This window comes from Pseudomonas sp. FR229a (assembly GCF_030209115.1).
GTDB lineage: Bacteria > Pseudomonadota > Gammaproteobacteria > Pseudomonadales > Pseudomonadaceae > Aquipseudomonas > Aquipseudomonas moraviensis_A.
The window spans coordinates 18,535-42,058 of sequence record NZ_JARVSP010000036.1; the positions used below are offsets into that span (position 1 = coordinate 18,535).

Below are 23,524 nucleotides of genomic sequence, written 5' to 3' on the forward strand. Positions count from 1 at the left end.
GGGAGCGAGCCTGATCGCGAAAGCGTCAGGCCAGTCAACGTCGATGTTGAATGACTTAGCGCATTCGCGAGCAGGCTCGCTCCCACAGGGGATCTGAGGTGAGATCAGAGGGCTTGCAACGGCATGGTCAGTTCGACCCGCAAGCCATCCGGGCGGCTGTCGAAATGCAGGGCGCAGTCGCAGCGCTGAACAATCGCCTGGACAATCGCCAGACCCAGCCCGCAACCGGTGCTCTGGCCGTTGCGCCAGAAGCGCTGAGTCAGATGCTGCAAGTCATCCGGCGCAATGCCCGGCCCATGGTCGCGCACGACAAAACGCACGCGGTTGCCGATGCTTTCGAGATTGACCTCGACCGCACAATCTTCAGGCGTGTGGCGCAGAGCGTTGTCGAGCAGGTTGCGCAGCGCAGCAATCGCCAGCACTGCAGGCATTTGCAGCGGCGCGGCGGACAGCTCGTCCGGCACGTGCAGTTTGATCCGCAGCCGTTCACCGCCCGTGGCGTCCTGAATCGCCAGCCTGGCCACTTGCTCGGCGCTGCATTGCGAGCCGTCATCGAATGACAGACTGCCTTCGACCCGCGCCAGCAACAGCAACTGTTCAAGGGTGCGGTGCAGGCGATCGGCACCCTCCTCGGCGCGGGCCAGCGATTGATCGCGGGCGCTGCCATCGGTCATGCGCGCGACTTGCAGGTGGGTCTTGATCGCCGTCAGCGGACTGCGCAATTCGTGCGCGGCGTCGCCGGTCAGACGACGTTCACGTTCGATGGTCTTGCCGATGCGCTGGAACAACTGGTTCTGGGTTTCCAGCAGCGGCTTCAATTCGCTGGGAAACGCCTGCAACTGCAACGGTTCAAGCGAATCGGCATTGCGCCGCATCAGCGCTTCGCGCAGACGATTCAGTGGCGCCAGGCCTTGACCGATCCCCAGCCACAGCAAGCACAGACAACCCAGCAAGGCCACGCCGACCGGTACCGAAGCGGCGAGCAGGATCGACATGTTCAACGCTTCACGCTCGATCTGCCGGTCTGCGGTAGTGATGCGCACATCGCCGCGGGCCAGGGTGAAACTGCGCCACGGTGCGCCGTCGATCATCTGATCGTGGAAGCCCATTTTTTCCGCTTCCAGCGCTTGTTCGGGATTGTTGTGGCTACGGGCAAGAATCTCGCCGCGCAATGAGCTGACCTGACAGGCCATCCCCCCGGGAATATTCAATTGTTCGGCGCTGAAGTGGGTGCCTTCGCCCTTGCTCGGCAGCGTCGGCAATTGCTCGAGCAAGCCGGCGACCATGCGCGCCGAGGCAACCAGGCGCTGGTCCAGGGAAAACATCATCTGATTGCGCAGATCGCTGAGCATCCACGCCGCAGCCAGCGCCCAGATCAGCGCGAATGCGGCGCCGAGCGTCAGGCTCAGGCGCAGGCGCAGACTCATCACTTGCCCTGCTCCCCGCCATCGGCAGGCCCGAGGCGATAGCCCAGACCGCGCACGGTTTCGACGATGCCTTTGCCAAGCTTGCTGCGCAGATGATGGATATGCACGTTCAGCGCATTGCTTTCCAGCTCATCGTTGAAGCCATAGACGCTGTCCTTCAATTGCTCGGTGGACAAAACGCGGCCGCGGTTGTGCAGCAGCGCCTGCAACAGCGATTGCTCGCGGCGCGACAAGTCCACCGGTTGCCCGGCCAGGCGGGTTTCCCGGCTGCTCGGGTCGTAGGTGAGCGCGCCATGTTCGATCAGATTGACGCTGCGCCCGGCCACTCGGCGCAACAGGGTTTGCAGGCGGGCGAACAGTTCGCGCAGGTCGAAAGGCTTGAGCAGGTAATCGTCGGCGCCGGCCTGCAAACCGTCGACACGATCCGTCACAGAATCGCGGGCGGTGAGAATCAGCACCGGAATCTCCAGGCCGCTCTGGCGCAATTGCTGGAGCAACTTGAGGCCATCTTCGTCGGGCAGGCCAAGATCGAGCACCATCACGTCGAACTCGGCGACCTTGAGCATCGCCCGCGCTTTCGACGCCGTGTTGACGTGCTCGACGGTCAGGCCCTGAGCCGTGAGCCCGGCAACGATGCCGCTGGCGATCAGCTCATCGTCTTCGCAAACCAGTACGTGCATGGTGAATCCCACAGGAAAAAAGCGGATTAGGCGGTTGGCCGATTAAGCTGACATTATGGCGCCGAACGTCACTGCGACAAGGGCATCGCGGTTAATCATCGGTTAATCGCCGCTGCCCATTGTGCACCTCAATTGCACAGGGACAAGGCTCCTCCATGCGTCATTTTTTTCTTCTGTTTGCTTTACTGATTTCCGGTCTGGCCCAGGCCGGAAACAATCCGTTCGAGTCCAAGCCGGACTTTTTACCCGTCGACAAGGCATTCGTCCTCACCTCCGAGCGTCTGGAGTCGGGGGAAACCCAGCTGTTCTGGCAGATCACCGACGGCTACTACCTGTATCAGAAACGCTTGAAGTTCGACGGACTGGCCGCCGACCAGCAGCCGGTGCTGCCTGAAGGCGAATCCCACAGCGATGAGTTCTTCGGCGAGCAGCCGGTGTATCGCCAAGGGCTGGAAGTGAAGATCCCGGCGGCGGCCAGTGGTCAGATCAAAGTCAGTTATCAGGGCTGCGCCGATGCGGGTCTGTGTTATCCACCGCAAACCCGGGTGATTGACCTGGGCGGCAAAGCCGCAGCGACAACTGGCGGGGAAGCGCCGGATCAGGCCTTGGCCAGCAGCTTGCAACAACGGGCGCTGGGCTGGAGTCTGCTGGTGTTCTTCGGTCTCGGCCTGCTGTTGGCGTTTACCCCGTGTTCACTGCCAATGCTGCCGATTCTGGCCGGGATGATCGTCGGCAGTGGCGCCACACCACGGCGCGGCTTCGCCCTGGCCAGCAGCTATGTGATCTGCATGGCGCTGGTGTATGCGGCGATGGGTGTGATTGCCGCTCTGCTCGGTGCGAACCTGCAGGCGTGGTTGCAGAATCCCTGGCTGCTCGGTGCGTTTGCGGCGATTTTCGTGGTGCTGGCATTGCCGATGTTCGGCTTCTTCGAGCTGCAGCTGCCGGTGGCGCTGCGTGATCGACTTGAACACGCTTCACGCAGCCGCAGCGGCGGCAGCCTGATCGGCGCCGGTGTGCTCGGTGCATTGTCCGGTCTGCTGGTCGGGCCGTGCATGACCGCGCCACTGGCCGGTGCGCTGCTGTACATCGCGCAAAGCGGTAACGCGTTGCACGGCGGTCTGATTCTGTTTGCACTGGGCATCGGCATCGGTGTGCCGCTGTTGCTGCTGGTCACCGTGGGCAATCGATTCCTGCCCAAACCAGGGGCGTGGATGAACCTGCTCAAGGGCATATTCGGCTTTCTCTTTCTCGCAACCGCATTGCTGATGCTGCGCCCGGTACTGGATCCGTCGTTGTGGCTGGGTCTGTGTGGCGCGCTGCTGCTGATTGCGGCCTACAGCGCCTGGAAACAGTCCGAAGGCTTTGGCCGCGTCGCGCAGATGTTCGGCGCCCTGTCCCTGTTGCTCGGTTTGTGGGGCAGCTTGCTGGTGATCGGTGCGGCTGGCGGCAGTGACGATCCGTACCAGCCATTGCAGGTTTACAGCGCCGGCCGGGTCGCCAGCGCCGCACCAAGCGGTCATGACGCCTTCACCACCATCAAGGAACCGGCCGCCCTGCAACGTGAACTCGACGCCGCCAAGGCCCAAGGCCAGTGGGTACTGCTCGATTACTACGCCGACTGGTGCGTATCGTGCAAAGTCATGGAGAAGAAGGTATTCGGCGAGGCCAAGGTCATGCAGGCATTGAGCGACGTGCGCCTGCTGCGTCTGGATGTGACCGCCGACAACGCCGCCAGCCGCGAGCTGCTCGGTCGCTATAAAGTGCCCGGGCCGCCGACTTTCATCTGGGTCGGTACTGACGGTGAAGAACGCCGCAGCCAGCGCATCACCGGCGAGGTCGATGCCGACACGTTCCTGCAACGCTGGTCCACTACCCGAGACGCCAACTGATGCTGACGTTCACCCTCGGCACTTTTGCCATCGCGCTCAACCACCTGCTGCTGATCAGTGCGCTGGCACTGGCGACATTTGTCGGCTGGCGGGTAGCCAAGCGCGGTGGCGATAACCCCGAGTCGGCGCTGTTCAGCCTGTTTTTGCTGGGCATGCTTGCGGCGCGCATTGCCTTTGTCGCGCTGTACTGGTCGCATTATCGCGATGACCCGTGGCAGATCATCGATCTGCGCGACGGTGGATTCCTCGCCTGGCCCGGGGTGATCGTGCTGCTGCTGGCGGCGTTGTATCGCGGCTGGCGTCGTCCCGGTCTGCGCCGACCGTTGGGCTTTGGTGTGGTCAGTGGCGTGGCGTTCTGGCTGCTCGCCACCCTCTCGCTGAACATCTACGAACAAGGCACGCGCCTGCCGGACATTTCCCTGCGCAATGCCGCCGGGCAAACCATCAAGCTCAGTGACTATCGGGGCGGCCCGCTGGTGATCAACCTGTGGGCCACCTGGTGCCCGCCGTGCCGGCGGGAAATGCCGGTGCTGGAAAACGCCCAGCAACAGCGCCCGGATCTGACGTTTCTGTTCGTCAATCAGGCCGAAAGCATGCAAAGCGTGGCGACGTTCCTGGAAACCCAGGGCCTGAGCCTGAACAACGTGCTGTTCGACCGCAACGGCCGTCTCGGTCAGGCCGTGGGGTCCATGGCGTTACCGACTACGCTGTTCTATAGCCCGGACGGTCGCTTGCTGACCAGTCACCTCGGTGAACTGTCGAACGCCAGCCTCGCCCGCGCTCTGGAAACCTTCGACACTTCACCTTCAAGCCCGAATCAGGCCGTTGCCCCGGCCAACTCTGCAAGGAAACTGCCATGCCCCGCCTCCGCCACCTGCTGACGCTGACCCTGGGCACTGCCCTGCTGCACTTGCCGTCGGTGCAGGCTGCTGAAGAACTGCCCGCGGCGATCAAAAAGATCGAAGCCAAGGGCGCGAAAATCGTCGGTCAGTTCGACGCCCCCGATGGCCTGCGCGGGTATGCCGCGCAATACCAGAATCGCGGCATGGCGCTGTACCTGACCCCGGACGGTAAACACGTGGTAGTGGGCAACCTGTACGACGCCGACGGCAAGGACCTGAGCAGCGAGCCATTGCAAAAACTGGTTTACGCGCCGATGTCCAAGGAAGTCTGGGCCAAGTTCGAGGCGAGCAACTGGATTCAGGACGGCAACAAGGATGCGCCGCGCACGGTGTACCTGTTCAGCGATCCGAACTGCCCGTACTGCAACATGTTCTGGGAGCAGGCGCGGCCATGGGTCAAGGCCGGCAAAGTGCAGTTGCGCCACATCATGGTCGGCATCATTCGTGAAGACAGCCCGGGCAAATCCGCCGCGCTGCTGGCGGCGAAAGACCCGGCCAAGGCCCTGGAAGATCACGAAAAGGTTGGCAAGGGCAGCGCGCTCAAGGCTCTCAAAGACATTCCGGTCGCCGTGCAGAGCAAACTCGCGGCGAACATGCAATTGATGGAAGACCTGGAACTGCAGGCCACTCCGGCGATTTTCTACCTGGACGACAAAGGCGAACTGCAACAACAGCAAGGCGCGCCTTCGCCGGACAAGCTGGTGAAGGTTCTCGGGCCCAAGTAGGTTTTTTATCGCCTGAACCGGCCCCAATCGCGAGCAGGCTCACTCCTACAGTTGACTGCATTCCTTCAGCAAGAATGCGATACCTGTAGGAGTGAGCCTGCTCGCGATTGGATCACACGGTGTGTCTGTTGCACTCGCTCAAGAAGCCAAGCAGCGCCTCAGTCACAAACCCGGGATTCTCCAGATTGGAGATATGCCCCGCCTCCGGTACCAGCACACACGGGCAACCAATCAATTCAGCCATTTCCCGGGCTTCCGAGGGTGGTCGTGGTTTGTCCTGATCGCCGCACAGCACCAACGTGGTGGTTGCGTTGAGTTCGCCCAAACGTGGCAACAGATCGTCGCGACCAAACGTGATGCGCCCCATCGGTACGATGCTTTCGCGCAAACGCTCGGGCGAGTAGTTCTGCAGTTTTGCGCGGAAGTTCTGATACAGCGGCGACTGCGGATCGATGCCCGGGCGGAAGAAGATCGGTACGACGATGTCCAGCAGTTGTTCGGAGAGGGTCCCGGTGTCTTCGATCTGCTTGAACAGCGAGAAGTAATACTGCCGGGTCGGTTCCGGCTCGACGCCGACGTAGGTGTCCATCAGCACCAGACCGTTGAGACGTTGCGGCGCGGCCAGTGCCAGGCGCGTGCCCCACATGCCGCCGACCGATAGCCCGACGAGGGTGACGCGGTCGATGTCCAGATGATCGAGCAAGGCCTGCGCCTGACGGGCGATGTCGTCCAGCGATGTGGTGCCTTCAGGTAACTTGCCGGACTCGCCATGCCCCCACAGATCCAGGGCAATGACGCGATAATGCGGGGTCAGCGCGGCGATCTGCGGCGCCCACATCGCCTGGTCCCAGAGATAACTGCCAGCGAGCAACACGGCCGGGCCGGTGCCTTGATCAATGTAGTGCAGCGCTTGTCCGTCAACCGTGAAAAAGGGCATCGACCACCTCCGCGAGAAAAAACAGAACCGGCAGACTGAGCTGCCGGTTGTTGATCGTCAAGGGTGGAAATGTACAGTCATGTACCGTTGATTTGTGTTGAATCCACCGACGCCATCGCGAGCAGGCTCACTCCTACAATTGGAATGCATTTCAACTGTAGGAGTGAGCCTGCTCGCGATGGGGCCAGTACACACCCTAGAGAACTACAGCCCCTCCAACTCCGCCATCAGATCATTCAACCGATCCACCTTCTCCTCGGTAATATCACTGGCCGCCAATCCATCGATGTACTCAGCCAGTTCCTCTACCGTGCTGCACTCGAACATCGCGCGCAGCGGCACGTTGCGTTGCAGGGCTTTCTGCACCCGTGATGCAATCTGCGTCGCCAGCAAGGAATGCCCGCCGAGTTCGAAGAAGTTGTCGCGCACGCCGACCTTTTCCACCTTCAACACCTCGGCCCAGATATCAGCCAGGGTCTGCTCCAGCTCGTTGCGCGGGGCGAGATAATCCTCGCTCTGCAACTGACCGATCTCCAGCGCCGGCAGGGCTTTGCGGTCGAGTTTGCCGTTGGCATTGAGCGGCATCTGCTGCAGCCACAGCCAGTGCAGCGGCACCATGTATTCCGGCAGTTCGGCGCGCAGGCGCTGCTTGATCCGTTCAAGGCGTTCGCCCGGATTGAGCGCTGCATCGGCCGCAACCAGATAACCCACCAGATGCTTGCCGTTGACGCCTTCCTGCACGCCAACCGCAGCGTCGCGCACTTCCGGCTGTTCATGCAGGCGCGCTTCGATTTCACCAAGTTCGATGCGGTAGCCGCGAATCTTCACCTGATGATCGACGCGGCCGACGTATTCCAGCACGCCGTCAGCGCGGCGCCGCGCCAGGTCACCGGTACGGTACAGACGCTCGCCCGGCGCGCCGAACGGATTCGGCACGAACACTGGCGCGGTGCGCAGCGGATCACTGACGTAGCCGCGCCCGACACCGGTGCCGGCCACGCACAGTTCACCCACCGCGCCCAGCGGTACCAGATCCAGCGCACCATCGAGCAGATAGAGCAAGTTGTTGTCGGTCGGCGTGCCGATCGGCAAATAACTGGCGCGCGTCGACGCCAGGTCAACGCGGAAGAACGCCACGTCGTCGGAACATTCCGCCGGGCCATAAGCATTGACCAGACCGATGTCCGGGTAACGCAGCAGCCATTGATGCGCCAGTTCGGGCGGCATCGCTTCGCCGGTCGGCAGCATCCAGCGCAGACCGTCGAGGCTCATGTGGTCAGCGCCGAGCATGCCCTGGATCAGCGAGGGCACACTCTCCAGCACGGTGATGCCCTGCGCCTGCACATGCGCCAGCAGACCTTGCGGATCGTGTGCGATGGTGTTCGGCACGATGTCGACCCGCGCGCCGAACAACGGCGCGGCGAGGAACTGCCAGACGGAAATGTCGAAGCTTTGCGAAGCGGTCTGCGCGATCACGTCGGCCTCGCTCAAGTCGAGGTACGGGCGTTTGCTCAACTGGTTGTTGAGCATGCCGCGCTGCTCGACCATCACGCCTTTTGGCAGGCCGGTCGAACCCGAGGTGTAGATCACGTAAGCGAGGTTATCCGGGCTGCTGTGAATGCCGGGATTCTCAGTCGCCGTCCCCGAGGCTTGCACCTCTTCCCACACCAGCAAGCGCGGACGATTCGAACATCCAGACTCCTCGAGCAAACTCTGCGCCTGTTGAAGGCAGGCGGCGCTGCACACCAGCAACGGCGTGCGGCTCATCTCGATGATGCGGCTCAGGCGCTGGTTCGGCAGGCCCGGGTCCAGCGGCAGGTAACCGGCGCCGGCCTTGAAGCTGCCGATGATCATGCCGAGCAGGTCGAGATTACGCTCGGCCAGCAGCGCCACCGGTTGATCCATGCGCACCCCGGCGGCGATCAGCGCATGACCCAGGCGGTTGGCGTTGTGATTCAGCTCGGCATAGCTCAATTGCTGATCGAGGCAACTGGCGGCAATGCGCTGCGGATGCGCCGCGACCTGGGCTTCGAACAGCGCCACGTAGCTTTGCTCCAGCGGATAGTCGTGGCCACTCTGGTTGCAACCGTGCAGGAGGAAATCGCGTTCTTCGTCGCCCAGCAGCGGCAAGTCGGCCATGTCGCCATGAAAGCCGTCCACCAGCGCCAGCAGCAACCGCTTGAACTCAGCGAGCATGCGCTCGACCGTCGACTCGTCGAAGTAACGCTGGTCATACGACAGGTGCAAACCAAGGTCATCGCCCGGGTAGCACACCGCCGTCAGCGGAAAGTTGGTGTGGGTTCGGCCGGAATCCGAGGTCGCGTTCAAGCTCTGTGCACGATCCAGCACCGAGACTTCCACGGGAGCGTTTTCGAACACGAACAGGCTGTCGAACAGCGGCTGGCCTTTGGGCAATTCGCTCTGTTCCTGGATGTTCACCAGCGGCAGGTATTCGTACTCGCGCAGTTGCATGTTGCTGTCGAGCAACGCGCTGAGCCACTGGCGCACGCTGCTGCGCTGATCGTCCGCAGGCATCTTCACCCGCAGGGCGATGCTGTTGATGAACAGGCCGACGGTGCGCTGCATCTCCGGCATGTCCACCGGGCGTCCGGCCACGGTCACGCCGAAGAGCACGTCGCGATCGCCGCTCAAGCGTCGCAGAACCAGAGCCCACGCCGCCTGGGCAAAGGTGTTGACGGTCAATTGATGGGCCTGCGCCAGCTCGCGGAGCCGCGCACCGTCCTCGACATTCAGGCGGGTGTAGCGGTCGCCGACGATCATGCCGCCGCTTTCACCGGCATGCTCGCGCAGGAACGGCCGGTCGCTCGGGATCGGCGTGGTGCGCTCGAAGCCCTGCAGATTCTGCCGCCACCACTGCCGCGCTTCGGCCAGGCTCTGCCGTTGCAGCCAGCCGATGTAATCGCGATAACGCGGCGGCACGCTCAACTGCGCTTCACGACCTTCGCCGAGGGCGGTGTAGATCTCGAAGAAGTCGTTCATCAGCAGCGAACGGCACCAGGCGTCGATGAGGATGTGGTGGTTGCTCATCATGAACCAGTAGCGCGCCGCGCCGACCTTGATCAGGCGCAGGTGGAACGGCGCCTGATTGAGCAGATCGAAACCCGCCTCGCGCTCGCTTTTCAGCAGCGCTTGCAGTTTCGGTTCCTGCTCGGGTTCGGCGACGGCGCTCCAGTCCAGATACTCGATCGGCGTGCGACCCGGGGTGTGAATCACTTGCAGCATGTCTTCGCCGACGTTCCAGCAGAACGAGGCGCGCAACGCTTCGTGACGCGCGACCACCGCTTGCCAGGCCTGGGCGAAACGCTCGGGATCGAGTTCGCTGTTGATGCGATAACGATCCTGCATGTAATACAGACCGGTGCCCGGTTCCAGCAGGGTGTGCAGGAGCATGCCCTCCTGCATCGGCGTCAGCGGATAGACATCTTCGATGTGTGCGGCCGGCACCGGCAAGGCGTCGAGTTGCGTCTGGGTCAGTTTTGCCAGCGGGAAGTCCGACGGCGTCAGACCGCCGGCCCCTTCCTGCAGGCAATGTTCGATCAGGCTTTGCAGCTCACCGACGTAAGCATCGGCCAGATCGTGGATGGTCTGCGCGTCATAACGCTCGGCGCTGAAGGTCCAGCGCAGGAGCAATTCGCCGCCATACACCTGACTGTCGACGCTCAGCTCGTTCGGCAACGGCGCCTGCGGATCGTGGGCGGCACCGACCGGCTCATCGAGCGGACGGAACAGCGCATCGCTGGCAAAACTCTGGTCGAACTGGCCGAGGTAATTGAAGGTGATCGGCGCGCTCGGCAGCGTAGCCATGCTTTGCCGGCAACCGTCATCGGCGAGATAGCGCAGCACGCCATAACCGAGACCTTTGTGCGGCACGGCGCGCAGTTGTTCCTTGATCGCCTTGATCGAAGCGCCCTGCCCGGCGGCCTCTTCGATGGTGAATGGAGTCAGGCGCAGCGGGTAGGCGCTGGTGAACCAGCCGACCGTGCGGGTCAGGTCGATCTCGTCGAACAGGGTTTCGCGACCGTGGCCCTCCAGTTGAATCAGTGCCGACGGCTGGCCGCTCCAGCGGCACAGCACGCGGGCCAGTGCGGTCAGCAGCAGGTCGTTGACCTGGGTGCGGTACGCGCTCGGCGCCTGTTGCAGCAACTGCCGGGTACGCTCGGCATCGAGGCGCACGCTGACGGTTTGCGCATGACGATTCTGCCCGCCGCCCTGCGGATTCTCGCAAGGCAGGTCAGCGCTCGGGCCGGCCAGTTGCGCTTGCCACCAGCTCAATTCTTCACGTAGAGATTCGCTGCCAGCGTAGGCCTGCAAACGCGCGGCCCAGTCCTTGAAGGCGCTGGTTTTCGCCGGCAGTTTCAGCGGCTGTGCAGCGTCGAGTTGGCGATACGCCGTTTGCAGATCGTCGAGCAGCACGCGCCAGGAAACACCGTCGACCACCAAGTGTTGGATGGCGATAAACAGGCGTTGCTGCGCATCGGCGCCATCGACCAGCACCGCGCGCAGCAACGGGCCATTGTGCAGATGCAGACTGCGTTGCGCGTCGGCGAACAGGCCTTCGCACTGTTCCAGGGAATCGACGCTGAATTGCCACAGCACATCCTCATCCGTCAGCACTTGATGCGTTGCTCGCCATACGCCATCGGTTTCGCTGAAACGCAGACGCAGTGCATCGTGCTGCTCGATCACCGCCAGCAAAGCCTGGCGTAAACGTTGCGGCGCGAGCGGCACAGTCGGTTCCAGCAACAGCGCCTGATTCCAGTGCTGACGCTCGGGGATATCCGTATCGAAGAACCAGTGCTGAATCGGTGTCAGACGCGACTCGCCGTCGACCAGACCTTGCTCGGCAGTCACTTGCTGCGTGCGACTGGCGACTGCAGCGAGGGTCTGCACGGTCTGATGCTGGAACAGATCACGCGGGCTGAAGTGAATACCCTGCTGACGCGCGCGGCTGACCACTTGAATCGACAAAATCGAATCACCGCCGAGTTCGAAGAAGTTATCGCTGAGACCGACCTGCCTGACGTTGAGCACGTCGCACCAGATCTGCGCGAGGGTCTGCTCCAGCGCGTTGCTTGGCGCGACGTAGTCCTGCCGATTGAGCTGCGGATCCGGTGCCGGCAAGGCGCGGCGGTCGAGTTTGCCGTTGGCGGTCAGCGGCATGCTCGCCAGCAGTATGAGGTGGGTCGGCACCATGTAATCCGGCAGTTGCGCCTTGAGGTGAGTCTTCAGTGCCTCGCGCAGTTCCGCTTGTTGCGCCTGATTTTGCTCGGCTACGTCGGTCACCAGGTAACCCACCAGTTGCTTGCCACTCGGTGCGTCCAGCGCCAGCACTACGGCTTCGCGGATAGAAGGGTGATCGAGCAGGCGCGTTTCGATTTCGCCCAGCTCGATACGGAAACCACGGATCTTCACCTGATGGTCGATCCGGCTTAGATACTCGACCAGACCATCGGCACGTTGGCGCACCAGGTCGCCGGTGCGATACATGCGTCCGCCATCAGCGGCAAACGGGTCAGCGACGAAACGCTCGGCGGTGATGCCCGGACGGTCGTGATAGGCCTGGGCCAGACCGGCGCCGCCAACGAACAATTCACCGGTCGCACCTTGCGGCACCAACGCCAGGTCGGCGTCGAGAATGTACGCGACCCGCGCGCCGATCACGCTGCCGATCGGCACACTGCCGGCGCCCTCTTCCAGCACCTGCGGCGCCAGACTGGCCAGCGGCATGACCACGGTTTCGGTCGGGCCGTAGGCGTTGAAGAACTGCGCCGGTTGGAACGCCGCGCGGATGCGCTGCAGATGCTCGCCGGTCAGCGCTTCGCCGCCGGTGATGATCATCCGCACCGGCAGGACTTGGTTCTGTGTCGCGAGAAACTGCGCCAACTGGCTGCCGTAGCTCGGCGTGAAACCGAGGACGTTGATTCGATGCGTGCGAATCAAGCCGCAGATTTCTTCCGCGTCCCACTGGCCCTGCGCCCGCAACACCACCTGCGCACCGCTGAGCAGCGGCACCAGCAGACGTTCGGTGGCAGCGTCGAAGTTGATCGAATAGAAATGCAGTTCACAATCGTCCGGGCGCATGCCGAAGCGTTCGATCACGGCCTGGCAGTGCATGGCGATTTCGCCGTGGGAGACCACCACGCCTTTCGGTTTGCCGGTCGAGCCCGAGGTGTAAATCAGATAAGCCTGATGTTGCGGCAGGCTGATGAACGGCAACTCGCTGGCCGGGTAGTCGGCCAATGCCGGGCTGTCATCTTCCAGGCACCAGCGCGCCACGCTTGGCGGCAACTCGCCGAGGGCTTCGAACATCGCCCGATCGCTGAGCAGCAGGCCGATGCGACTGTCTTCGATCATGTAGTGCAAACGGTCGAGCGGGTATTCCGGATCCAGCGGCACATAGGCGCCACCAGCCTTGAGAATCGCCAGCAGGCCGATGACCATTTCCAGCGAACGCTCCAGCGCCAGACCCACCCGCACTTGCGGGCCGACCCCGCGTTCGCGCAGCGCCCAGGCCAAGCGATTGGCGCGGGCATCGAGCTCGGTGTAGCTCAGGGTCTGCCCGGCGAACGTCAGCGCTGGCGCGTCTTTACGCGCCAGTGCCTGTTCGGCAAACAGATGATGGATGCACTGATCGAGACGATGCTCGCCCGGCTCGATGCCGAGGCTGTCGAGCAGTTGCTGTTGCTCAGGCTGATCGAGCAACGGCAATTCGCTGAGCCGTTGCTGCGGATTGGCGATCAACGCTTCAAGCAGGTTGCGCCAATGCCTGGCCATGCGCGCGATGGTCGGTTCGTCGAACAGATCGGTGCTGTAGGTCAGGCAGCAACCGAGGCGATGGTCGAGGTCGGTGACTTCCAGATTGAGGTCGAACTTGGTCGCCCGCGCATCGTTGGCCAGATACTCGACGGTCATGCCGGCCAGCGTGCGGCTCTGCTGGAATTCCCAGCGCTGGACGTTGCACATCACCTGGAACAGCGGGTTGTAAGCGGCGCTGCGCGGCGGCTGCAAGGCTTCGACCAGATGATCGAACGGCAGATCCTGATGGGACTGGCCTTCGATCACCGTGTGGCGCACTTGCTCGAACAATTCGCCGACCGACATCTGCCCGTCGAGCTGGCAACGCAGCACCTGGGTGTTGAGGAACGCACCGATCAGACCTTCGCTTTCCGGGCGGATGCGGTTGGCCACCGGCGCGCCGATGCGCAGGTCGGTCTGGCCGCTGTAGCGGTAGAGCAACGTGGCGAGTGCGGCAGTCATGGTCATGAACAGGGTCAGACCGTTTTGCGCGTTGAACGCCCGCACCCGCGCGGCGAGATCGTCGCTCAGATCGAAACGGAACAGCTCGCCCTGGTGGCTTTGCACCGGTGGACGCGGACGGTCGCCGGGCAATTCCAGCAGCGGATGTTCGCGACCCAGTTGTGCAGTCCAATAGTCGAGTTGGCGCTGACGCTCGCCGGATTCCAGCCACTGGCGCTGCCAGACGCTGTAGTCGAGGTATTGCACCGGCAGCGGCTCGAGCGGTGATTCGCGCTCATCGACGAACGCTTCGTACAACGCGCTGAGTTCACGGGCAAAGATGTCCATCGCCCAGCCTTCGGTGACGATGTGGTGCAGGGTCAGAACGAAGTAATGCTCGTGCTCGGCAGTCTTGACCAGACAGGCGCGCAGCAGCGGGCCGGTTTCCAGGTCGAACGGCTGGTGCGCTTCTGCATCGGCCAGTTGCTGGACTTGTTGTTCACGCACAGCCGCCGGCAGGCTGGAGAAATCCTTCCAGCCCATGCGCACGCCGGTCTCGGCATGCACTTGCTGGCGGGCGACACCGTCAACACTTGGGAACGTTGTGCGCAGGGTTTCGTGACGCAGGATCAGCGCCTGCAACGCGGCCTCGAAATGCTCGACATGCAGCACGCCACGCAGGCGCGCCATGCCACCGACGTTGTACGCCGGGCTGTCCGGTTCCATCTGCCAGAGGAACCACATGCGCTGCTGCGAATAGGACAACGGCACCGCTTGGCTGCGATCGACTTTGCCGATCGGCAACTGTTGGTTGGTGCGGCCGCTGGCCTGGATCTGGCGGATCTGTTCGGCGTAATCGCCCAGTTCGCTGTGCTCGAACAGCGTGCGCAGCGGCAGTTCGACGTCACAGGCCTGACGTGTGCGGGAGATGATCTGAGTGGCCAGCAGCGAGTGACCGCCGAGGGCAAAGAAATCGTCGCTCAGGCCAATCTGATTGAGGCTGAGCACTTCACGCCAGATGGCGGCGATTTGTTGCTCCAGTTCGCTGACCGGTTCGACGTGTTCACGCACCTGCCATTGCGGTTCAGGCAAGGCGCGGCGGTCGAGTTTGCCGCTGGGGCTCAGCGGCATCGCGTCGAGGCGCAGCAGTTGCGCCGGGACCATGTACTCCGGCAGCTCGGCGGCCAAGGCGACTTTCAGGCGAGCGATTTGCTCATCGGCATCTTCAGGCAAATCGGTTGTCGTGAAGTAGCCGATCAGTTGCCCACCGGCAGCGGTTTCGCGCACCAGCACCACGGCTTGGGCGACGCCCTCCTGAGCGAGCAGCCGCGCCTGGATTTCTTCCGGCTCAACCCGAAAGCCGCGCAGCTTGACCTGCTGATCGAGACGGCCGAGGTATTCGATCACACCGTCGGAGGTCCAGCGCGCACGGTCGCCAGTGCGGTACAAGCGGGCGCCCTGCTCGCCCGATGGATCGACGACAAAACGTTCAGCGGTCAACGCCGGACGGCCGAGATAGCCACGGGCCAGACCGCTGCCGCTGATGCACAGCTCACCCGGCACACCGGCCGGAACCGGGTTGAGATCGGCATCGAGGATGCGGCAGATCACGTTGCCCAGCGGCCGGCCAATCGGCGAGCGCTCGCCATCGGCACTGGTGCAATGCCAGTGCGTGACGTTGATCGCAGTTTCAGTCGGGCCGTAACGGTTGTGCAGTTGCACCGCCGGCAGTTGCGCGAGGACGCGATTGCGCAGTTCGGCCGGCAGTGCTTCACCGCCGGAGAATACCCGACGCAGGCTGGTGCATTCGGCGCTCAGCGGTTCATCTATGAACAGCGAGAGCAGCGGCGGCACAAAGTGCAGCGTGGTCACGCCATGTTCTTGAACCAGTTGCGCGATGCGATGGGGATCGCGGTGTTCGCCGGGGCCGGCGAGCAGCAGACGCGCGCCAGTGATCAGCGGCCAGAAGCATTCCCACACCGAGACGTCGAAACTGATCGGCGCTTTTTGCATCAGCACGTCGGTTTCATCGAGGGCGTAGGTGTTCTGCATCCATTGCAGGCGCTCGGCCAGCGCTGCGTGAGTATTGCCGACGCCTTTCGGTTGCCCGGTGGAACCCGAGGTGTAAATCACGTAGGCGAGATTGTCGCCGTGCAAATGCAGGCCCGGTGCATGGCTCGGCCATTTTTCCAGGTGCAACGCGTCCATGGCGATCACACTGACACCGTCGCTGGCTGGCAGGCGCTCAAGCAGTTCGGTCTGGGTCAGGAGCAGTTCGACGCCACTGTCGCTGAGCATGTACGCGAGGCGCTCGGCCGGATATTCCGGATCAAGCGGCACATAGGCGCCGCCAGCCTTGATGATCGCCAGCAGACCGATCAGCAGTTGCGGCGAACGCTCGGCGGCGATGGCCACGCACACGTCCGGGCCGACGCCTTTGTCGCGCAGGTAATGGGCGAGCCGGTTGGCTTGCGCGTGCAGCTCGGCAAAATCCAGGCTACCGGTCTCCCACGCCAGCGCGGTGCGGTGCGGGGTTTTATGCAGTTGCTGGTCGAGCAGCTCCGGCAGCCACTGTTGCGCCGCGGTGCACGGTGCGACGCTCCAGTCCTTCTGCTGGTGTTGCTCGCTGGCGGTCAACAGGCGCAGATCGCCGATGGCCTGCTGAGGCCGTTCGCAGACTTCGCTGAGCAGATTGTGGAAATGCTCGGCCAGTCGCTCGATGGTCGCGGCGTCGAACAGTTCGCTGGCGTAGTCGAACGACAAGCTCAGACGTCCGTTGCGGTCTTCTTCACTGTGCAATTGCAGATCGAACTTGGCCTCGCGGCTGTGCCACGACAGCTCTTCGGCGAGCAGACCGGGCAAGCGCTTGAGTGCACCGAGGTCGCGCTGCTGATGGTTGAACATGACCTGGAACAGACCCTGTTCGCGGGCCTGCGGGAACGCTTCAAGCAGTTGCTCGAAGGGCAGATCCTGATTGTCCTGGGCACCGAGTGCGGCCTGGCGCGTCTGGCTCAGCAACTCGGCAAACGGCAGGCGCGAATCGACGTGCGCACGCAGTACCTGGGTGTTGATGAAGAAGCCGATCAGGCCCTGGGTTTCCAGGCGCGGGCGGTTGGCATTGGGTACGCCGATGCGAATGTCGCGCTGACCACTGTAGCGATGCAGCAGGCTCTGCAACGCGGCGAGCAGGAGCATGAACGGGGTGGCTTGGTGCGCCTGCGCGGTCTGGCGGATCGCCTCGCTGAGCTGGGCACTCAGGCGCACGCTGTGGCGCGCAGCGCTGTGGTTTAGTCTGGCCGAGCGTGGATGATCGGTAGCCAGCTCCAGTGTCGGATGCTCATCGCCCAACTGCGCTTTCCAGTACGCCAGTTGCCGCTCGCCCTCACCTTGCGCCAGCCATTGCCGCTGCCAGTTGCCGTAGTCGGCGTATTGCGTGGGCAGCGCTGCCAGGTTTGCCGTTGTACCCTGCGCAGCGGCGGCGTAGAGGCGCGAGAACTCGTCGAGGAGAATATTCAGCGACCAGCCGTCGGCGATGATGTGGTGCATCGTCACCAGCAGTTGATGTTCTTCATCGTCAAGACGCACCAGGGTCACCCACAGCAACGGGCCTTTTTCCAGGTCGAACCGAGTGCGCGCCTGGTCTTCGCGAATCTGCTCGGCCCGGGCTTCACGCTCGGCCGCTGGCAGGTCGCTGATGTCGATCAATTGCAGATTGAATTCGGCGGTGGCGAGCACTTGCTGCAATGCCACTCCGTGGCGTTCGAAGAAACGCGTGCGCAGGGATTCGTGGCGTTCGATCAGTTGCTGGAAGCTGCTGCGCACGGCGTCTTCGTCCAGCTCCCCACGCAGGCGCAGGCCACCGGGAATGTTGTAGGCGCTGCTGTGCGGGTCGAGCTGCCAGGTGATCCACAGACGATTTTGTGCCAGCGACTGCGGCATCGCCTCGCTGCGCGACAGCGCGGTGATTGCACCCTGGGCGCTGCCGCCGTCCTGTTGTTGCTGCGCCACAGCGGCGGTGAAGGCGGACAGAGTCGGCGCTTCAAAGAGCAGGCGCAGACTCAGCTCTACACCGAGTTTTTCGCGAACCCGCGCGACCACTTGCGTCGCGGCGATCGAATTGCCGCCGAGCAGGAAAAAGTGATCGTCGGCGTTGACCTGCTTGACGTTGAGTTGCTCGGCCCAGACTTGCCCGATCAACGTTTCGAGATCCGACGTGCTGCGGGTCGCGGTCTGGGTTTCGGCAGCGGTCGACGGGAACAGCGCATAGCTGTCGAGGCTGCCCTCGGCCAGACGATTGCGGCATGCCGAGCGCTGCAGTTTGCCGCTGGAGGTTTTCGGCAAAGCGCCCGGATTGAGCAGCACCACCACGCTTGGGGCTTGCTGATACGCCTCGGCGACGGCTTGGCGAATGGCTTTGATCAGCGCTTGCGGCGGGAGGATTTTCTGCACGCTGCGGCTGATTTCTGCGGCGATGCCAATGCCCTCTTCACCGTCGTCAGTGACTGCGAAGGCTGCGACGCGGCCCTTGCGCACAACTTCGACTTCGCGTTCGACGGTCTGCTCGATGTCCTGCGGATAGAGGTTGTGCCCGCGGACGATGAGCATGTCTTTCAGACGCCCGGTGACGAACAATTCGCCGTCACGGACAAAGCCCAGATCACCGGTGCGCAGCCAGGTGCGGCCGGCGTGCTGAACGAAGGTCTTGGCGCTGGCTTCGGGATTGCGCCAATAGCCGTGGGCAATGCTCGGGCCGGCGGCCCAGACTTCACCGACCGCGTTGTCCGCCAGTTCCTTGAGCGTATTCGGTTCGACGATCAGCACCGCGTGTTCCGGCTGGCTGGTGCCACAGCTCATGATCGCGCTGCCGTCGCCCGGCTCGGCGCGGTTTTGCGCCAGCGCCTGATCGTTCACGCGCAGCGCCGGGATGCCGTTGCCGCGCGGCGTGCCGGCGACAAACAGGGTCGCCTCGGCCAAACCGTACGAAGCCATGAAACTCTGTTCACTGAAACCGCAGGCAGCGAATTTCTCGGCAAAGCGTTCGAGGGTATCGAGGCGGATCGGCTCGGAGCCGGAATAGGCCACGCGCCAACGGCTCAGATCGAGGCGTTCCAGCGCCGATTCGCTGACCCGCTCGCTGCACAGGCGGTAGGCGAAATCCGGCCCGCCGCTGATGGTGCCGCCGTATTCGGCGATCGCTTCCAGCCAGCGCAATGGCCGGCCGAGGAAGTATGCCGGCGACATCAGAATGCACGGCACGCCGCTGAAGATCGGCTGCAGCAGGCCGCCGATCAATCCCATGTCGTGATACAGCGGCAACCAGCTGACGATGACGTCGTCCGGGTTGACGTCGATGCCGAAACCGTGACGGATCAGCAGTTCGTTGGCGACCAGATTGCCGTGGCTGACTTGCACGCCCTTGGGCAGCGCGGTGGAGCCGGAGGTGTATTGCAGGAAGGCGATGTGCTCGGGCGGCAGGCTCGGCTCAATCCAGCGCTCGGCCAGTGCGCTGTCGAGGGTGTCGACGCACAACAGCGGCGGCGCGCCCTCGATTTGCTGCAAGGCATCGCGCAGGTCGGCGCTGGTCAGCAACAGCCTGGGCTCGGCGTCGGCGATGATCGACAGCAAGCGCTCCTGATGGTGACGCCGGGCGGATTCCGGCGGATAGGCCGGCACCGCAATAACACCGGCATACAGGCAGCCGAAAAACGCCGCGACGTAATCCGCGCCACTGGGGAACAGCAGCACCGCGCGCTCACCGAAACCGGCCTCGGCCTGCAATGCAGCGGCGATGGCGCGCGCGCGTTGATCCAGTTCGCGATAGCTGAGCACCACAGCCTGCTCCGGGTTTTCGGCGAGAAAACGCAAGGCCAGTCGGTCCGGCGTCAGGGCCGCACGACGCTTGAGGGCATGGACCAGGGTGCTGGGGAGTTCGAACGCGTCGGTCATGAGGTTTCCTGCCTGAATTCGGCTTGCAAGTGGAATCGGGTGGCTGCGTCACGCCTGTCGAGAGGCGTGCAGGGCGCGGTCTGTGCCGACCGCGCAAGGCATCGGAATGCGCTGTGGCCGGGGATCAACACCCGGAACCATTCACCAATGAGAACGGATGACGTCTTGAAATAATTAGTCGGCAGGCTCGACGTTCAACGGGGCCAGGCTGCGGCAGCGTGTCGCAGTTCGCAAAACACATCGACTCACAGCAGTACTTCTCTTTCTCATTTGACAATCATTATCATTCAACATAATTTGTCGCTCGATGTGTAGGACGGCGCCGTCCCCCAGGCCCTCCCACTAACCTATTGGCAGCAAGGTGATTTCCATGACGGAACAAGTATCCACAAGCAGGTGCGATTCACCGCTACTTCAGGCATTCGTCGACAATCGACTGATTCTGGTCAAGATTGCAGCCCGCATTACCGGCTGCAGGTCTCGTGCCGAAGACGTGGTTCAGGATGCGTTTTTCCGACTGCAATCGGCGCCGCCGATCACGTCGTCGATCAAGGCTCAGCTGAGCTACCTGTTCCAGATCGTGCGCAACCTCGCCATCGATCACTACCGCAAGCAGGCGCTCGAACAGAAATACTCAGGCCCGGAAGAGGAAGGCTTGAACGTGGTGATTCAGGGCGCTTCGCCGGAAACCTCGCACATCAACTTCTCGACCCTGGAACACATCGCCGATGCGCTGACCGAACTGCCCAGCCGCACCCGCTACGCCTTCGAGATGTATCGCTTGCACGGCGTGCCGCAGAAAGACATCGCCAAGGAACTCGGCGTATCGCCGACCCTGGTCAACTTCATGATTCGTGATGCGCTGGTGCACTGCCGCAAGGTGTCGGGCAGTCGGCGGGATGGGGTGATCGCGGGTCGTCGCTGAGACCGCGTCGTCTGATCAAAAAAGATCGCAGTCTTCGGCAGCTCCTACTTGAGAATGCATTCCTCTGTAGGAGCTGCCGAAGGCTGCGATCTTTTGCTTGATGCGATATCAGGCCAATGGGCACCGATCAAAAAACCGCTCCCGCCCCAGGATCATCAGCGCCGCGCGCTTGTGCGGGAAATCGAATTCCTTGTCGCAGTGGAAACACTGGTTGTGCATATGCCCGATCATCTTCGCGTTATCGGCACGCGGCTCGGCGACCACGCGCTGGGTGCGTGGGTCATCGAGAAATAGGTAATGCACCAGCGCCGATAACCAGCTCGCCACTTTGTGCGGGCCGCGATGGCTTTCCTCGCCGACCAGCATGTGAATCCCACGGTCGTAATCGCCGGCATCGTAGAACGGCGCGATGCGGTCTTCCTTGGCCCAATAGGCTTCGAAATAGGCGAATGGCTGATCGTCAAAACAGCCGATCAGCGTCAGCGTGTGCGGATCGGCATCGAGCTTGCTCAGGTATTCGCGATGCTGCTCAAGGCTGCCCTCCTCCTGCCAGAAGCTCGCCACGCGCGGACTGTTCTGCCAGCGATTGAAGCGCGACAGGTCTTCTTCGATTTCCAGCGTACGCAGGGAAATCCACGCGCCGAGCCGCGCATCGAAACGTCGATAGACTTCACCCCGCGGCTTCACCGGGCGCAGCGGATGGCGCTTGCCTTGGCTGATGACCATTTGCTGCGGATAGCAGCCGGTCAGTGAAGCGCCGAGCCATGGTTGCGGCAGTTGCCAGAACAGCGTGCGCTCGCAGCGATATTCGCCGGCCACTTCGGTATTGATCAGTAAACCGCTGAGCAATGCCTCGGTGGGCGGTTGGTCGAGTTGCCAGGTCAACTGCTGACACGCCGGGTCACGGGCGAACAACCAATAGCAGGCCGCCCACAAAGCTTGCCCGGGCGGCAGGGCGAAACGCTCGTCGAGCTGGATCGGGCCTTTGCCCTCGCGGTCGAGACGCAGCCGAATCAACGGCTGACCGTCCAGGCTCAGGCTCAAGCGGCTCTCGGTGGCATCAGCGATCAATTGACTGCCCGAGGGCAAAGCCAGGGCAGTCAGGTCATTCAGATTGGACATGGGTCGGGCTCACGTAATCGTCGACAGTTCTACGAAGTGACGTGAGCCGGGAGGGGAAATTTAAGCGCGGGACGAAAACCGCACCTCAGTGCTGAGGCACCGGCACCACCGCAATCCGGTACGGATCGAAGATCCTCAGCAATTCCCCGTTGTCGCGCAGCCCTTGCAGCAGCTTGCCGAAAGCTTCGCCAGTGATCGGAGCACTTGTGCGCAGAATCGCGTAGTGGTGATAGATCTGATCGGTACGCTGCGAGGGCAGCAAGGCATCGCGGACCTTTTCGTTGCGCAGCAGGTAATCGAACAGATAGGAACGGGTCACCAGAGCAATGTCGGCGCGTCCGCGCAGGACCATCAGCAGGTTGCTGTCGTGGGAATAGGTCAGCGTGGCGTTGTAGTTTTTCGCGAGATATTTCGGGTCGGCGTTGAAGTTGGCAAATTCGTAGTGATAACCGCTGAACAACGCCAGACGCTTGCCCGAAAGGCTGGAGAAATAGCTCTGCTGGCGGCCTTCTTCGCGTTGCGCGACGAAAATCTCGGCGTCTTCCAGGCCCATGTCGACGTCATCGTGGGGAATGTCTTTCCAGCCCCACTCGGGGTTTTCGAAGATCGCCATGTCGATGCGGCCCTGCTTGAAATCACCGAAGCGGCGCGGGATCGACGTTGGCACCAGGACGAACTGATAGTCGCTCTGCGAACTGTTCAGCGCCTCGATCAATTGCGGCAACAGGCCGGTGTCGGCGCCGTTTTCCGGGCGAATCGTATAGGGCGGAAAATGCGCGGCGCCGACCCGGACCAATTGCGCTGACTGAACGGGCAATACCCATAACGCAGCCAGCGCAGCGAGCATCAGCCCGGCGGCTGTCCGAATTGGCGAAGACTTCAAAACACCCCACTCCCCGAAAAAAAATAGCGATCAATGCATTCAAGCTAGGCGGTTTCGCCGACTTAGCCAGTTTCCCGGCCGGTCCGACAACCGTTCAACGCGCTTCGAGGACCAGAATCAGCGCTTCATCGGCGAGTTGATCGAGGCTCAAACTGCCGCCGGCACGGAACCAGGTGGTGGTCCAGGACAGTGCGCCGGTGAGGAAACGTCGGGTAATAAAAACGTCGCCGCGAATATAACCGGCGTCCTTGGCCTCGCCCAGAACCTGCAGCCAGATGTCTTCATAAACGTCACGCAAAGCGAGGACTTTAGCCTGGCCGTCTTCGGACAATGAGCGCCATTCATACACCAGCACCGCCATCGCTTCGCCGCTGCCGCCCATGATCGACTGCAACTCGCAACGAATCAGTGCCAGGACTTTCTCGCGCACGTCGTTTGCCTCGGCCAGGGCTGCGCGCATCAACGCGGTGTTGTAGCGTATGGTTTCCTCCATCACCGCGCGGAGGATTTCATCCTTGCTTTTGAAGTGATGAAAAATGCTGCCCGACTGAATGCCCACGGCGCTGGCCAGATCGCGCACCGTGGTGCGCTCGTAGCCTTTGTTGCGAAACAGGTGAGCCGCCACTTGCAGCAATTTGCCACGGGCGCTGTCCGGGTCGGTCAACTGGCCTGACTCGACCAGTTCGCGCATGACCCGCAGGGCTTTTTGCTCGTCCACCCGTTCTCTCCTACAGTCGATCAGTGTGTTGCCCCCTGTAACCGCAGGGTTGCGCGCAATTTAAGCCGCGCGCGGGCACCAAGCAAGCGCTTGGGCAGAAGAATGTTTCCCCT

At 62.5% G+C, this 23,524-nt stretch carries 11 protein-coding genes; 4 read left to right on the forward strand and 7 right to left on the reverse strand.

Annotation, left to right across the window (positions count from 1 at the left end):
- Positions 1-104: 104 nt before the first annotated feature.
- Positions 105-1,427 carry an ATP-binding protein gene (locus tag QRN33_RS25460; RefSeq protein WP_042607835.1) on the reverse strand — a complete coding sequence of 441 codons (1,323 nt, stop codon included), beginning with the start codon at positions 1,425-1,427 and terminating at the stop codon, positions 105-107.
- Entirely contained in the window at positions 1,427-2,107 is a 681-nt protein-coding gene (locus QRN33_RS25465) for a response regulator (RefSeq protein WP_042607836.1), read from the reverse strand. Before QRN33_RS25465 ends, QRN33_RS25460 begins: the two co-directional genes overlap by 1 nt.
- Before the next feature lie 155 nt (positions 2,108-2,262).
- On the opposite strand from QRN33_RS25465, the gene dsbD reads away from it, so the two are divergent.
- The 3 genes from dsbD to dsbG are packed head-to-tail and all read left to right on the forward strand — an operon-like array spanning position 2,263 to position 5,623.
- Positions 2,263-3,996 carry a protein-disulfide reductase DsbD gene (dsbD, locus tag QRN33_RS25470; protein WP_227972754.1) on the forward strand — a complete coding sequence of 578 codons (1,734 nt, stop codon included), beginning with the start codon at positions 2,263-2,265 and terminating at the stop codon, positions 3,994-3,996.
- On the forward strand, positions 3,996-4,877 hold the full coding sequence (locus QRN33_RS25475) for a TlpA disulfide reductase family protein (RefSeq protein WP_285410840.1): 882 nt from the start codon (positions 3,996-3,998) through the stop codon (positions 4,875-4,877). The genes dsbD and QRN33_RS25475 overlap by 1 nt, the downstream gene beginning before the upstream one ends.
- Positions 4,853-5,623 (forward strand): thiol:disulfide interchange protein DsbG, encoded by a 771-nt coding sequence (dsbG, locus tag QRN33_RS25480; protein WP_285410842.1) that lies wholly within the window; start codon positions 4,853-4,855, stop codon positions 5,621-5,623. Before QRN33_RS25475 ends, dsbG begins: the two co-directional genes overlap by 25 nt.
- A 112-nt stretch (positions 5,624-5,735) precedes the next feature.
- Here dsbG and QRN33_RS25485 read toward each other — a convergent pair whose 3' ends face one another.
- Entirely contained in the window at positions 5,736-6,560 is an 825-nt protein-coding gene (locus QRN33_RS25485; protein WP_285410843.1) for an alpha/beta fold hydrolase, read from the reverse strand.
- 204 nt (positions 6,561-6,764) lie between these two features.
- Positions 6,765-19,763 (reverse strand): non-ribosomal peptide synthetase, encoded by a 12,999-nt coding sequence (locus tag QRN33_RS25490; protein ID WP_285410844.1) that lies wholly within the window; start codon positions 19,761-19,763, stop codon positions 6,765-6,767.
- A gap of 370 nt (positions 19,764-20,133) precedes the next feature.
- On the opposite strand from QRN33_RS25490, the gene QRN33_RS25495 reads away from it, so the two are divergent.
- On the forward strand, positions 20,134-20,688 hold the full coding sequence (locus QRN33_RS25495; protein ID WP_042607842.1) for an RNA polymerase factor sigma-70: 555 nt from the start codon (positions 20,134-20,136) through the stop codon (positions 20,686-20,688).
- A gap of 108 nt (positions 20,689-20,796) precedes the next feature.
- On the opposite strand, the gene QRN33_RS25500 is transcribed toward QRN33_RS25495, so the two are convergent.
- The 3 genes from QRN33_RS25500 to QRN33_RS25510 all read right to left on the reverse strand — a co-directional run bounded on the left by QRN33_RS25500 (position 20,797) and on the right by QRN33_RS25510 (position 23,411).
- Complete coding sequence (locus tag QRN33_RS25500) at positions 20,797-21,810, reverse strand: GNAT family N-acetyltransferase (RefSeq protein ID WP_285410845.1); 1,014 nt, start codon at positions 21,808-21,810, stop codon at positions 20,797-20,799.
- Positions 21,811-21,895: 85 nt separating this feature from the next.
- Positions 21,896-22,693, reverse strand: a complete 798-nt coding sequence (locus QRN33_RS25505; protein WP_285410846.1) for a substrate-binding periplasmic protein — start codon at positions 22,691-22,693, stop codon at positions 21,896-21,898.
- Positions 22,694-22,787: 94 nt separating this feature from the next.
- Positions 22,788-23,411 carry a TetR/AcrR family transcriptional regulator gene (locus QRN33_RS25510; RefSeq protein WP_042607845.1) on the reverse strand — a complete coding sequence of 208 codons (624 nt, stop codon included), beginning with the start codon at positions 23,409-23,411 and terminating at the stop codon, positions 22,788-22,790.
- Positions 23,412-23,524 lie beyond the last annotated feature (113 nt).